The sequence below is a fragment of the Novosphingobium sp. BL-S-32 genome (genome assembly GCF_056857055.1).
In genome coordinates this window covers 2,817,231-2,830,886 of the sequence record NZ_CM166476.1, presented here as the reverse complement: position 1 = coordinate 2,830,886, position 13,656 = coordinate 2,817,231, and the positions used below count along the sequence as shown (strand labels likewise).

Sequence of the window (13,656 nt, the reverse complement as noted above, 5' to 3'; positions counted from 1 at the left end):
TTTTCGGCCGGGGCGAATCTGAAACATAAGCGAAATGTGAAGTTCACGATCGGTTCAGTGGCACCCGGGCAAAACAGACCCAAGCCCACCGGAACCGCCGTTAACTGGTTGGCCGGATAGGGAGTTCAGTGAAATGAATGTGAATCTCAGAAATCTCGGACTCGGTGCGGCCCTCGCGGCCTCTGCCCTGACCGCATCGGCCCCGGCCATGGCCCAGGACTACGGTCGCGGCAACGACGCCGCCATCGCGGTGGGCGCCGGGATCCTCGGCCTCGCCATCGGCGCGGCCATCGCCGACCATGGCGACCGTTACTATTACGACCGGCGCTACTACGGCGCGCGTCGCTACGTAACCGTGCGCGATCGGCCGGGCTATTACTACTACTATGAAGGCGCGCCGGGCCGCTACTATCAGGATCGTTATTACGACCGGTACTATGCCCCCTACTGGCGCGGCGCCCATGGCCCCAGCTGGCGCAACGATGCCCGCTACGGACGCTATGACGACCGGCGCGGATACTACCAGCGTTATGACAACCACCGGGGCAATGCCTGGGGCCGGGACCGCCACGACAATCGCGGGCATGACGACCATCGCGGCCACGACGACCGTCGCGGCTACTGGCACCGCTGATCGCCTTCGGGTCGCGACGGTAGTTCCAGAATGAATGCGCGCACGTGGCGGCATCGCTGAAAGGGTGATGCCGCCACGTGCCGAACGCTGCATGGGGCATTCCATGATCCGCACTCGCCAAGCCGGGTGGGGGAGGCTATGGGGCACCCCATCATGGATATCGCCGAGCTTCGTATCGCCCTGTTCTCGGGCAACTACAATTATGTGCGTGATGGCGCCAATCAGGCGCTCAACCGACTGGTCGGCTACCTGCTGAAGCAGGGCGCGCAAGTGCGCGTCTACGCCCCGGTCGTCGCCAATCCCGCTTTCGAGCCCACCGGCGACCTTGTCGGGATCCGCTCGCTGCCGATCCCGACCCGTTCCGAGTACCGCATTCCGCTGGCGATCTCCGGCAAGGCGCGCCGCGATCTGGAGGCGTTCGCGCCGCATGTCGTGCACCTTTCCTCGCCCGATCCGGTAGGACATCAGGCGCTGAAGTGGGCGCGCGATCGCCATCTGCCGGTGCTGGCATCGGTGCACACGCGCTTCGAAACCTATTTGCGCTATTACAACATGGCCTGGGGCGAGCCGCTCATCGAAGCGATCCTGCGCCGCTTCTACCGCCGCTGCGACGCACTGGTGGCGCCGTCCGAATCGATGGCGCAGCTGCTGCGCGAACAGCGCATGAACTACGACGTGTCGATCTGGTCGCGCGGCGTTGACCGCGAGATCTTCAACCCCGCCCGCCGCGATCTTGCGTGGCGCCGCGCCAAGGGCATCGGCGACAACGAAGTGACGATCGGCTTCCTCGGCCGCCTTGTCATGGAAAAGGGCCTCGACGTCTTTTCGGACACTCTGGACGACCTTACCCGGCGCGGCGTTGCCCACCGGGTTCTGGTGGTGGGCGAAGGCCCGGCCCGCGAATGGTTCGAAGCGCGCCTGCCGCAGGCTGTCTTCGTGGGCTTCCAGCAGGGCGAAGACCTTGCCCGCGCGGTGGCCAGCATGGACATGCTGTTCAACCCTTCGGTCACCGAGACGTTCGGCAACGTCACGCTGGAGGCCATGGCCTGCGGATTGCCGGTGATCGCCGCTGCCGCCACCGGCAGCCAGAGCCTCGTCGACGACCGCGCCTCGGGCCGCCTTGTCCCGCCGGGCGCGATCCATCAGTTCGCCGAGGCGATCAAGGGTTACATCGAGGACCCGGCAATGCGCGAAGCCCACGGCCTTGCCGGCGAAAACCGCGCGCTGGAATTCAGCTGGGACCGCATCAATCAGGAAGTCGCAGATACGTATCTGAGGCTGATCCGCCAGCGCACCCGCGGCTGAGTTTTTGGGAGGATTGCGATCCCGCTACCCATCCTGACGACACCAGTGTTGCAAGCGAATTCGCTACCTGCTCCTCCCCCTTAGGGGGAGGGGGACCACCCGCAGGGTGGTGGAGGGGTATCCCCCTCGGTACGCATCACCGCCGGCGGTTACACCCCTCCGTCAGCGCCCCAATAACAGGATGGGCGCTGCCACCTCCCCTTGCAGGGGAGGAAATGCAACTACTGGCCCTGCCTCAAACCGGCGCCGGGGCCGTCAGCCCGATTTCGCCGAAGTAGCGGCCCAATGCATCCACCGCCTTGTCGGTCAATTCGATGAACGCTCGCCGCCGGTCGCTGTCATCGCAGACGCGGCGGAACAGGCCGTTTTCAACCATCTGGCCGATCCACCGTAGCGCCGTCGTCGGCGGAACGGCCGCGGCAATGCAGAGCGAGGTCACCGAAACCTGCTTGCGCTCAACCCGCGCGGCGGCGAGGTCCAGCAGCATGTCCCACGCCGGATCGGCGAACAGGTCACCCTCGATGAACCGCCCCCGCAACTGCCGCTGGCGCAGGATCTTGCGCACAAGCCGTGCTTCCGGCAGCCGCGCAGGCCTTTCGAGAACCTCCTGCATGGTGTCCACCTGAACCGGAGGCGCCACGAAAGGCGCCACCGTCGGCTCGGAAACACGGCTGGAGCGCCCCCATTCTACCCCGGCTGGGCCGGTAGGCGCCAGCCGCTCGATCCGACCCGCGATTTCGCCGACCTGCTCGGTCAGCCGCAGGATCATCAACCGATCGTCCTCGGAAAGCTCGCGCACACGGCCTTGCGACAGCGTGGCCAGCGCATGGCCCAGCGCGACGACGCGCTCGCCGCGACTGGGATCGACCAGCAGGATCGGATTCGAACAGTCCATGCAGGCAAAGACGTCATCGAGCGCGTCGACGCTGGTCGAGACGATCAGCCGCACCCCGGCGTCCGCCACGCGGATGTCCAGACGGGCCAGCGCGGCGATGGTCCGGGCATCGGCCCGCGGACAATCCACGAGCACTACATCGCCCAGCATAAGCCCGCCGTCGGCGAACGAGTCGTCCGCGAGTTCGCTCAGCCCGCTGTCGGTAACATAGAGCCCGGCCGCAGCCCCATCCTCACGCATCGCGGCGCGCACATGGTCGCGGTCGGCGAAAATCGTGAGCCTGGGCATGGGCCCCGGCCTGCGCGATCGTCGCTGCGATCCGTCAGCGGTACTGCCATAGGTGAAATCGGCCGGATTACCCGGGCTATAATGCCTGTCGTCCATACGCTCCCCTCAGCGCTTCAATGGAGAGGAACATGACTAGAACAGAAGGTCTGCAAGTCAAGGAAACCAGCCGTTAAATCCTTGTCATGGCATGCGCGGCCTTGGCCTCACCAACCCGAGAGTTCGCGCCTGACCAGCGCCTCCAGCATGTCCATGCCGGGAATCGAATCGTTCAGGCAGGCGAGCACGGCAAGCTGCTCTCCGCCCGCTTCCGTGAAGACTTCACGCCCGCGGATCGCCAGTTCCTCCAGCGTCTCCACACAGTCGGCCGAAAAGCCGGGGGCGGCCACGGCGATACGCCGCGTGCCTGCCTTTGCCTCGGCCGCGAGCACCGTTTCGGTCGAGGGTTCGAGCCATTTGGCGCGGCCGAAACGCGATTGGAAGCTGGTTTCGATCCGCAGCGCCGGGAAGCGCTCGGTCAGGCGGGCCGACAGCAGGCGCGCGGTTTCGCGGCACTGGTCGTGATAGGGATCGCCAAGGTCTCGCGTGCGCTGCGGCATGCCGTGGAAGGACAGCAGCAGCACTTCGGGCACGAAATCGAGGGTCTCCAACTGACCCGCGAGATCGGCCTCCAGCGCGCCGATATGCGCGGGATCGTCGTAGTAAGGCGGCAGGCTGCGCAGCGTCGGCTGCCAGCGCAGCGCTGCCATCGCCTCTCCCACGCGGTCGGTGACCGACGCCGTGGTCGCCCCCGAATATTGCGGATAGAGCGGCACCACCAGAATGCGCTCGCACCCGGCCGCCTTCATGGCCGAGAGCCGCGCGGGGATCGCCGGATTGCCGTAACGCATCGCCCAGTCGACATGGGCGCGTGCGCCCAGCCGTTCCTGTAGCGCCTTGGCCTGCGCGGCAGTGATGACTGCGAGCGGAGAGCCCCCCTCGGTCCAGACTTGCGCATAGGCATGGGCGGACTTGGCGGGACGCGTGCGCAGGATCACGCCGTGGAGGATCGGCTTCCACAGCGCGGCCGGGATCTCCACCACGCGCGGGTCGGAGAGGAATTCGGCCAGATATCGGCGCACGGCGGGCGCCGTGGGCGCGTCGGGCGTGCCGAGATTGACCAACAGCACGCCGATCCGGCCGGAACTGGCTTTGGGGTGTTCAGCAGCCATCACAGCTCCTCGGCAAACAGGGGAAGGCGGCGAAACCGGAGCCCGGTGGCCGAATAGAGCGCATTGGCGACCGCGGGCGCCACCGCCGCCACGCCCAGTTCGCCCGGATCGGCGGGATCGGCCTTGCTCTCGATGAATTCGACCTCGATGCGCGGGCAATCGGCGAGCACCGGCAGCGCCATCTCGCCCAGCCGGTCGCTGTCGGGCCGCCCGCCGACGTAGCGCGGTGCGCAGCCGAGCGTCAGCCCCAGCCCGAACACCAGTCCGCCTTCGATCTGCTGGCGGGCGATGTCGAAATTGACCACGCGGCCCACGTCGGCAACCGCGCTCAGCCGGTCCACGCGCACGCCGTTCTCGTCCCGCCGTGCACTGGCGACGACGGCGATGCGGCCGTCTCCGATCACATGGCAGGCGATGCCCTGTCCGCTATTGTCCCCGCCACCGCCCCATTCGGACAGCGCAGCCACGCGCTGAAGGCATTCGGCAAGGCGGGCATCGCGCCCGAGCATGGCCATGCGGTAGGACAAGGGTTCGCGACCGGCGCGGTGGGCCAGTTCGTCGATAAAGCTCTCGTTGAAGAAGGCCGTGTAGCCGTGCGCATTGCCGCGCATCCGCGCGGTCGGCAGGTCGATCGCGGCGGGCAGATGGTCGACCGCGATCGCGGGGATCGCATAAGCGGGCACGGCGCCCGCCAGCGCCATCGGATCGGCCTTCCCGGCGACGGCGGCAATCGCCTCGCCCGGCGTGTCGCCATGAAAGAAGCGGCGGCCGAACGCGCGCATGCCCGGCGGCGCGGCGATGCGGGCACGCCAACCGGCAATGTTGCCCTCCGCATCGGGGCGCGCCGCCATCACGGCAACCGCCGGCATGCGCGGGAATGCCGCGCGGAACTCCTCGCCGCGTGGCCAGGTGAGCTGCACTGGCCGTCCCGCTTCCTTGGCCAACAGCGCGACTTGGGCGGCGTGGGCGCATTCCAGCCGCAAGTCGAAACTGCCGCCCAGTGCCATCGGATAGTGCACGACTTTGCCCACGCCGAGGCCGATCGCTTCGGCCGCCGCCGCGCGGGCGGCCTCGGGCGCCTGCGTACCGATCCAGAGGTCCAGCGTGCCGTTCTCGAACCGGGCGGTGGCACAGGCCGTCTCGATCACCGCATGGGTGGCCGGGGCGACCTCGTAGCGGATCTGGACCGGCAGCAACCCGTCCACGGCAGCACTTTCTCCGGTAAGGTGGATGCGCTCGCCCGCGCCGGTGCGCATGGCACTATCCAGCGCGTTGTCGATCGCATCGCTGTCCAGCGCGCCGATCACCCGGTAACGCGGCTGGGCGCGGACGAGGGCCGTCTCCGCGCTCCACCAGTCGTCGGCCAGCGCGGCGACCCAGCCGGGGCCCTGAACGAACCGCCGAAAGCCGCGCACCGTCTTCGCGGCCTGTTCGTTGAGCCCCGAGACTTCGGCCATTGCCCCCTGCCCGCCGACCAGCGGCGCATGGCGGATCGAGGCGCGCAACATGTCCGGCAGGCGCACGTCGCCCGCGAAGACCCATGAACCGTCGACTTTCGACGGCAAGTCCAGTCGGGGATAGCGCAAGGGCGCACCGGGCGGGAACTCGCCCGGCTTCTCGGCGGGAAAATCGGGCCGCAGCGGCGGCGGGTCGGGCGGCGAGAATGTCGCCGCATCTTCCGCGAGCGCGCCGAACGACAGCACCTTGCCCGCGTGATGGACCAGCCCGCCGCTGACTTCGCATTCTTCTGCGGTGACACCCCAGCGCTTCGCGGCGGCCTGCGCCAACAGTGCACGGGCTGAGGCGGCGGCAGCCCGTATCGGCGCCTCGTAAGCCGCGAGCGAGGTGCCGTCGGCAGTCACGTTGAAGCGATTGTCCTCGGCCCAGCGGCGGGCGAGAAAGCTGTCGGGCGCTTCGGCGGCCGAAGGCGCAAGCGGCATCCACAGCGGCGCCCACTTCGCGGCAAGCACCGCATTGGCATAAATCGCACTGACCGGCGCGGATTCCACCGCGATCTGCCGCCAATCCGCCCCGAGTTCCCAGGCGACGACTTGCGGCAGCAGCGTTGTCACGCCCTGCCCCATCTCCACTTGCGGCACCGCCACGCTGACCACGCCATCGGCGGCGATCTTGATCCACGCTCCGAAAGCATATTCGTCCTGCTCCGGCTCCAGCGGCAGCGGAAACCGGCGCGGGCGCAGCAGATAACCGACCGCGAGGCCGCCGCCCGCCAGCGCACCGATCAGAACGCCGCGCCGGGAGACCTGCATCAGAGGCGGTCCAGCCAGTCACCCACCTTGCGGGCGAGGGCGATGAAGGACTCCGCTTGCGGTCCGCTGCCGGCAGCCGTTGGCGTGCCCGCATCGCCCTCACGCCGGATCGCGATGTCGAGCGGGATGCGGCCGAGGAAATCGAGGCCCATGGTCTTCGCTGCCGCCTCGGCGCCGCCTGCGCCGAAGGGATCGCTCACTTCGCCGCAGTGGGGGCAGGCATAGCCCGCCATGTTCTCCACCACGCCGACCAGTGGCACACCGCTCTTCTCGAACAGCGAGACGGCGCGGGTGGCATCGATCAGGGCAAGGTCCTGCGGGGTGGAGACGATCACCGCCCCGGCGGGCTTGAACTTTTGCAGCATCGTCAGTTGAACGTCGCCGGTGCCGGGCGGCAGGTCGACGACGATGATCTCGGCATTGTCCCAATGCGCTTCGAGGAACTGGGTGAGCGCGCCCGCCACCATCGATCCGCGCCAGGCAATCGCCTGACCAGGCTCGGACAGCTGCGCCATCGACAGCACCGGCACGCCCCAGGCGCTTGCCACCGGCACCAGCCGGCTTTCGTGCGCGACCGGGCGCTGGTCGCCGGTGCCCATCAGGCGTCCTTGCGAGGGCCCGGAGATATCGGCATCGACCAGCCCGACCTTGCGACCAAGCCGGGCCAGCGCCACGGCAAGGTTGGCGGCCAATGTGGACTTGCCGACCCCGCCCTTGCCCGAACCCACCGCAAGGATGTGCTGGCGCGGCTTGTCGGCCATGACGGCGACGTGAACCTCGCTCACGCCCTCTGCCCCTTCGAGCGCGGCGCGCACGGTGGGCTCTATGGCAGCATGTTCCTGCACCGAAAGCCCGGTGCCGTCGATCACCGCGACGACCCGTCCGTCGGTCACCCGCAGGGACCTTATCCGCGCCGCCAGATCGGGCGTCAGCAGGGATTTCAGGCGGTCAGCGTCGGGGCTGGCGGCATCGGGGCTGGTCATGGCATCCTGTCGGGAAATCGGGAGAAGAGGCGGCGCGAATGCCGCTCAGGTGGCGCAGTCGAGGAAAAAGGGCAAGAGAGGCACTGTTTTTGACGAAAAAGGGTTCCTATAGATGGTGCCATGAGAACAATCGGTGACGCCACCTCCAGCGCCGGCCTCGGCACTGATCCGGACATCCGGTCCGGACCCCTTTCCGGCAATACGCTCGCCATGACCGGCCGCAAGAGCCCCTGGGGCTCCGGCGGTGACGGCGGGGATGACGGCGACGGCCCGCCGCGTACGGGTCCTTTGGCCGGTCCGCAAAGCGGCAACGAGGGCGGCGCGCCTTCGGGCGGAGACGGCGAACCCGAAAGCGGTGAAGGTCGGCAGGAGCCCGGCGCTACGCCGCCCGGCCCTGCCACGCCCGGCACTTCTGCTCCCGAAGGCAAGGGCGCGCCCAGCGAGCCGCGTGGCCCGCGCAATCCCTGGCTGCCCAGCGGCGGCACTCCGCCGCGCCGCTCCGCCAGCATCGAAGACATCTTCCGCCCCCGCGATCCGCGCCGCACCTCCGGCGGTGGAAATGGCGGCGGCCTTGGCGGCTTACCGAACCTGCCGCGCCGGTCCGATGGCAAATCGTGGCTGCCGCTCGGCATCGGCGCCGCGGTCGTGGTGCTGCTGGGCATTTCCAGCGTGCACGTGCTCGGCCCCACCGAGCAAGGCGTCGTCACCCGTGTCGGCCAGTTCTCGCGCGTGATCGATCACGGCTTCTCGCTGACCTTGCCCTGGCCCATCGAGCAAGTCGAAAAGACCGACGTGCGCAGCTTCTCGGTCGACCAGATTCCGGACGGCGAGGGTGAGAAGCTGATGCTGACGGCGGACAAGAACCTTGTCGACCTCAGCTATCAGGTGCGTTGGAACATCAAGGATCTGAAGGACTATTCCTTCCGCCTGACCGATCCGAAGGATACCGTGCGCGAAGTGGCGGAAGCCGCGATGCGCGCCTCGATCGGGCAGATCTCGCTCAACGACGCGCTTTCGGGTGCCGGGCGCGCGCGGGTCGAACAGGACGTGCGGGACCGCACGCAGCGCATTCTCGACTATTACCGTGCCGGCGTCGCCATTCAGGGCGTTGAGATCAAGAAGGCCGATCCGCCGTCGAAGACCCGCGCGGCGTTCGATCAGGTCAATGTCGCCCAGCAGGAGGCCGACCGCGACCGTTCAAACGCGCGCGCCAGCGCCCAGCAGGTGATCGCCCGCGCCCAGGGCGATGCCGCGCAGTTCGACAAGGTTTACGAGGAATACAAGCTCGCGCCCGAAGTGACGCGGCGCCGCATGTACTACGAAACGATGGAACGCGTGATCTCCGACAACGACACCATTGTCGCCGAACCCAAGAACATGAACAGCTTCCTGTCGCTTCCCGAGATGAAGCGCCGTGCCGATCCGGCCGCCGGTGACATCACCGTCACGGCCGGGCCGACCGCTTCCGCCACGCAGGGAGGCCAGTGATGAACAGCATCTGGCAAGACTACAAGCCGGCCTGGATCGCCCTTGGCGCGGTCGTGATCGGCGCGATGCTGAGCGTGATCGTGGTGCCCGAGACCGAGCAGGTCGTGATCGTGCGCTCCGGCAGCCCGGACCGCGTGTTCAACGCCTATGTTCCCGGCGCGCCGTTCGGCGCCACCGATGCCGGCATCCACTGGCGCATCCCGGTCTTCGAGCGCGCGGTGCGCATCGACAAGCGCCTGCTTTCGGTGGACATGCAGCAGGAGCAGGTCCTCTCCACCGACCAGTTGCGCCTGAACGTGGATGCCTTCGCGCGCTTCCGCATCATCGATCCGGTGAAGATGGTGCAAACCGCCGGCACGACCGAGGGTGTGACCGAACAGCTTCAGCCGATCCTCTCCTCGGTGGTCCGCCAGGAGCTGGGCAAGCGGACGTTCGAATCGCTGCTCACTGCCGAGCGCGGTGAGGCCATGGCCCATATCCGCGACGGGCTGGACCGCGAGGCGCGCGAATATGGCGCGCAAGTCGTGGACGTGCAGATCAAGCGCGCCGACCTTCCCGAGGGCGCGCTCGAAAGCGCCTTCGCCCGCATGCAGGCGGCCCGTCAGGAAGAGGCCAAGACGATCACCGCGCAGGGCCAGAAGGACGCGCAGATCATCCGCGCCGATGCCGAGGCGCAGGCCGCGCGGATCTATGCCGACGCGTTCGGCAAGGATCCCAAGTTCTACGACTTCTACCGCGCGATGCAGAGCTATTCGATCTCGTTCGCCAAGGGCGAGGCCGGAAAGACCATTCTGCTTTCGCCGGATAACGCGTATCTTCAGCATTTCCGGGAACCATAAGGCTTCCCGAGCCATCAACCGGTCGGGGCTTTCGCCCAACGGCCTCACGCATTAGACACCATTCAAACCCGGTTAAGCTCACCAAGCGTCAATCGGGACCGGTGTCGACAGGACGTTGATCCGGCACCCCCGCCAGGATGGAGGAATCAAAGGACGTGAAGCCCGTGCGATACGCTTATGGATTGACCACCGCGCTCCTGCTCGGAGGCGCCACGCTCACCCTCGTCACAGGCTATCCTGCCGGGGCCCAGGTTGCGCAGAACGAAGCCAGCCAGATCGCCCGCGTCGCCCCGCGATCCGGCGCTCCGGCCAGCTTCGCCGACCTGACCGAACAACTCGCGCCCGCCGTCGTGAACATCTCGACGCGTCAGCGCGTGCAGGTGCAGGGCGGCGGCAACAACCCCTTCGCGGGCACGCCGTTCGAAGGCCTGTTCGGCGGCGGCGGTGGCGGCGGCAGCGGTGCCCCGCAAACGCGTGAGGCGCAGTCGCTCGGTTCGGGCTTCATCATTTCGGCCGATGGCTACATCGTCACCAACAACCACGTGATCACCGCAGAGGGCAAGGGCGAGGTCGAATCGATCACGGTCATCATGCCCGACGGTACCGAGCTTCCCGCCAAGCTGATCGGCAAGGATGCCGCATCCGACCTTGCGGTGCTCAAGATCACTGCCCCCAAGGCGCTGCCCTTCGTGAAGTTCGGAGACAGCTCCAAGGCGCGCGTGGGTGACTGGGTGGTCGCGATCGGCAACCCGTTCGGCCTGGGCGGCACGGTTACGGCGGGCATCGTCTCGGCCGTGTACCGCAACACCGGCGCCGGCGGCGCTTACGACCGCTATCTCCAGACCGACGCCTCGATCAACCGCGGCAATTCGGGCGGCCCGATGTTCGACATGAACGGGCAGGTCATCGGCATCAACAACGCCATCTTCTCGCCCACCGGCGGCAGTGTCGGCATCGGCTTCGCGATCCCCTCGGAGATCGCCGCGCCGATCGTCAACCAGCTCATCAAGGGTGAAAAGATCCAGCGCGGCTACCTGGGCGTGCAGATCCAGCAGCTCAACGAAGACCTCGCCGATTCGCTGGGCCTTGAGCACAACAAGGGCGAGTTCATCCAGAGCGTCGTCGCCGATGGTGCCGCCGCCAAGGCGGGCATCCAGGCCGGCGACGTGGTGGTGAAGGTTGGCGGCAAGGAAGTGACGCGCGACCAGAGCCTGTCGTTCATCGTCGCCAATACACCGCCGGGCACCAAGGTTCCCATCGAACTGATCCGCAACGGCCGCCACATGACGGTGACCGCCACGATCGACCAGCGCCCGAGCGAGGATGATCTGGCCCAGAGCCAGAACTTCGACGACAACAGCGGCGATCAGGACAGCGACGCCTTCAACAATCCGCCCGCGCAGCAGGCGCAGGGCGTGATCGAGAAGGCAACCGGCCTTTCGGTGACCCCGCTCACCGCGCCGATCGCCCGCCAGCTTGGCGCTGCGGAAGGGACCAAGGGCCTTGTCATCGTCTCGGTCGATCCCAGCTCGGATGCCGGCCAGAAGGGCTTTGCCCGCGGCTTCATCATTCTCTCGGCGAACAATCAGCCGGTCAACACGAAGGCGGATCTGGAGAACGTGATCAAGGCCGCCAAGGCAGACGGCCGCAGCGCGATCCTGCTGCGCGTCCAGCCGCGCGGCCAGTCCCCGGCATTCGTGCCGGTGCGCCTGCGCTAAGCACCGCTCTTCCGACAAAACAAAAACGCCCGCCGGGAGACCGGCGGGCGTTTTCGTATCAGGCGCACCTCTCTCCCCGTCGCCCCCGCGAAGGCGGGGGCCCCGCTTTTCTTGAGTTCACGCAGAAAGACCGTGCAGCAATCCGCCGTTCTCTCTGCGTCTCTGCGTCCTAAAAAAAGAACAAGCGGATCCTCGCCTTCGCGGGGATGACGGAATTTGATGCATTAGATTTCATCGGGCCAGACTCATATGGAGCCCGCCCACCACGCCGCTATAACAGGTCCATGCCATCGGCCGAACATGCACGCGAAGAGGAGGAAGCCGACGGCCTGCGCAAGGTGATCCACGTCGACATGGATGCCTTTTTCGCCAGCGTCGAACAGCGCGACGATCCTTCATTGCGCGGCAAGCCCGTGGCGGTGGGCGGCTCCTCGCAGCGCGGCGTGGTCGCCGCCGCCAGTTACGAGGCGCGCAAGTTCGGCGTGCGCTCGGCCATGCCCTCGGCCCGGGCCATGCGGCTCTGCCCGGATCTGATCTTCCGGAAGGCCCGCTTCGACGTCTACCGGCAAGTCAGCGAGCAGATCCGCGCGATACGACCATGGACGATATCATCGAGATCGTCTGGACCCGCATCGAGCGCGCCGACACGCGCGGCCGCACCGTGACGCTGAAGCTGCGCTACGCCGATTTCACCACGCTCACTCGCGCCCGGTCATTGCACCATTTCGTTGCCGACAAGGCCGAATTCGGCGCAATCGGCCACGCCCTGCTGGAAGACCTGATGCCCCTGCCCCAGCCGATCCGGCTGATGGGCCTGACCCTCTCCGCTCTCGAACGGGGCGAGGAAGAGGTCCGCGAAACACGCGGCGGCCAACTTTCGCTGCTGTGATCCGAAATCCGCCTGCTCAGGCGTCCCTCATCTGAAGCGCCCATTCGCCGATCTTGCGGGCAAGCCCGGCCGGCATCGCCTCTGGCAGCGCATCCAGCGCGAAGAAGGCGACTTCCACGATCTCACGCCCATCGGCGCGCGGCGTACCTTCGACATGCCCCGCCACCATATGAACGCGGTTGCTGGCCCCTTGCAGGTCCTCGTCGATGGTCAGCAGGACTTTGCCGCCGAGCAACTCGCAGCTCGTTTCCTCGACGAATTCGCGCATGCCGGCCGCCAGCGGATCTTCCGCCCGGTTCATCCCCCCGCCCGGCGGCATCCATTTTCCCGAACCGTAGGAATGGCGCAGCAGCAGGATCCGGCCCTGCGGGTCGAACGCAAGCACCCGCACGCCTTCAAGCCGGGGGCGACGGATCGACCACACGACCATCCGCGCCCGGTGCGCCACCCGATAGAGGGCCCGATGGAGGCCGGCGGGCAGGAAGTTCAGCAGAAGCAGGTGACCTTGTGTCGCGCCGCGCGCAGCAGCCGGGCGACAGGCAGGTCGTGGCCGCCCTTCACCGCGTCCTCGAAAATCGCGCGCTTGTCGTCGCCGCGAATCACGAAAACGATCTCGTCGCTGTCCGTCAGCGCGGGGATGGTGAGGCTGACGCGATCAAACGGCGCCTCGGGCGGGAGCGGATCGGGGGTAAGCCGGCGCACCGCGTAAGGATCATCGATCTGCGGATTTGTATTGGGGAACAGCGAGGCGATGTGACCATCCCCGCCCATGCCGAGCCAGGCGATAGCGAAGTGCGGCGGCTGCGCATCCTCTGCCAGCGGTACGATCCGCGCGCCCACTGGCTCCAGACGAGCGCGAATTTTGCCGACATTGCTGGCAGGATGATCCTCGTCGACGATGCGATCATCGCCCGGCCACACCGCGATGCGGTGCCAGGGAATATCCTCCTTCGCGAGCAGGTCGAAGATCGGGAATGGTGTGGAACCGCCGGGAACGGTGATCGCGATGTCATCAGGACTGGTGGCGAGCGCGGCTTTCAGGCGCTCGGCAAACCATTGGGCGATCACCGCATTGTCGGCGTTTTCGATGATTTCAAGCTTCGGCATGGGAGGAGCCTAGCACCCCCCATGCCTGTCAA

At 67.1% G+C, this 13,656-nt stretch carries 12 protein-coding genes and 1 pseudogene; 7 read left to right on the top strand and 6 right to left on the bottom strand.

Annotated elements, in window-relative coordinates:
• Window positions 1-133: 133 nt before the first annotated feature.
• Both AC1VVK_RS13425 and AC1VVK_RS13420 read left to right on the top strand, forming a co-directional pair.
• Window positions 134-634, top strand: coding sequence for a hypothetical protein (locus AC1VVK_RS13425; protein WP_482903378.1), 501 nt, complete (start codon window positions 134-136; stop codon window positions 632-634).
• A gap of 153 nt (window positions 635-787) precedes the next feature.
• Window positions 788-1,939: a glycosyltransferase family 4 protein gene (locus AC1VVK_RS13420; protein ID WP_482905168.1), complete on the top strand. Its 1,152-nt coding sequence runs from the start codon at window positions 788-790 to the stop codon at window positions 1,937-1,939.
• A 235-nt stretch (window positions 1,940-2,174) separates the two neighbouring features.
• Here AC1VVK_RS13420 and AC1VVK_RS13415 read toward each other — a convergent pair whose 3' ends face one another.
• The 4 genes from AC1VVK_RS13415 to AC1VVK_RS13400 all read right to left on the bottom strand — a co-directional run bounded on the left by AC1VVK_RS13415 (window position 2,175) and on the right by AC1VVK_RS13400 (window position 7,583).
• On the bottom strand, window positions 2,175-3,122 hold the full coding sequence (locus tag AC1VVK_RS13415; RefSeq protein ID WP_482903377.1) for a MarR family transcriptional regulator: 948 nt from the start codon (window positions 3,120-3,122) through the stop codon (window positions 2,175-2,177).
• Between the two features lie 203 nt (window positions 3,123-3,325).
• Entirely contained in the window at window positions 3,326-4,330 is a 1,005-nt protein-coding gene (gene hemH / locus AC1VVK_RS13410) for a ferrochelatase (RefSeq protein ID WP_482903376.1), read from the bottom strand.
• Window positions 4,330-6,600, bottom strand: a complete 2,271-nt coding sequence (locus AC1VVK_RS13405; RefSeq protein ID WP_482903375.1) for a molybdopterin cofactor-binding domain-containing protein — start codon at window positions 6,598-6,600, stop codon at window positions 4,330-4,332. Before AC1VVK_RS13405 ends, hemH begins: the two co-directional genes overlap by 1 nt.
• The gene (locus AC1VVK_RS13400) at window positions 6,600-7,583 is read right to left on the bottom strand and encodes a P-loop NTPase (RefSeq protein ID WP_482903374.1); all 984 of its coding nucleotides are present in this window, start codon (window positions 7,581-7,583) and stop codon (window positions 6,600-6,602) included. The genes AC1VVK_RS13405 and AC1VVK_RS13400 overlap by 1 nt, the downstream gene beginning before the upstream one ends.
• A gap of 210 nt (window positions 7,584-7,793) precedes the next feature.
• Between AC1VVK_RS13400 and hflK the strand changes: the two genes are divergently transcribed.
• The 5 genes and pseudogenes from hflK to AC1VVK_RS13375 all read left to right on the top strand — a co-directional run bounded on the left by hflK (window position 7,794) and on the right by AC1VVK_RS13375 (window position 12,517).
• On the top strand, window positions 7,794-9,071 hold the full coding sequence (gene hflK, locus AC1VVK_RS13395) for a protease modulator HflK (protein WP_482905167.1): 1,278 nt from the start codon (window positions 7,794-7,796) through the stop codon (window positions 9,069-9,071).
• A complete protein-coding gene (gene hflC, locus AC1VVK_RS13390) occupies window positions 9,071-9,910 on the top strand; it encodes a protease modulator HflC (protein WP_132388959.1) in 840 nt (279 codons plus the stop codon). Before hflK ends, hflC begins: the two co-directional genes overlap by 1 nt.
• 164 nt (window positions 9,911-10,074) lie before the next feature.
• Window positions 10,075-11,628 carry a Do family serine endopeptidase gene (locus tag AC1VVK_RS13385; protein ID WP_482905166.1) on the top strand — a complete coding sequence of 518 codons (1,554 nt, stop codon included), beginning with the start codon at window positions 10,075-10,077 and terminating at the stop codon, window positions 11,626-11,628.
• 284 nt (window positions 11,629-11,912) lie between these two features.
• Window positions 11,913-12,221, top strand: a pseudogene (locus tag AC1VVK_RS13380) (Y-family DNA polymerase); the annotation flags it as partial.
• A 5-nt stretch (window positions 12,222-12,226) separates the two neighbouring features.
• Entirely contained in the window at window positions 12,227-12,517 is a 291-nt protein-coding gene (locus tag AC1VVK_RS13375; RefSeq protein WP_482903373.1) for a DinB/UmuC family translesion DNA polymerase, read from the top strand.
• Window positions 12,518-12,533: 16 nt separating this feature from the next.
• Here AC1VVK_RS13375 and AC1VVK_RS13370 read toward each other — a convergent pair whose 3' ends face one another.
• Both AC1VVK_RS13370 and AC1VVK_RS13365 read right to left on the bottom strand, forming a co-directional pair.
• Window positions 12,534-12,947, bottom strand: coding sequence for an NUDIX domain-containing protein (locus tag AC1VVK_RS13370; protein ID WP_482905165.1), 414 nt, complete (start codon window positions 12,945-12,947; stop codon window positions 12,534-12,536).
• 56 nt (window positions 12,948-13,003) lie between these two features.
• A complete protein-coding gene (locus AC1VVK_RS13365) occupies window positions 13,004-13,624 on the bottom strand; it encodes a 6-phosphogluconolactonase (protein ID WP_482903372.1) in 621 nt (206 codons plus the stop codon).
• Window positions 13,625-13,656 lie beyond the last annotated feature (32 nt).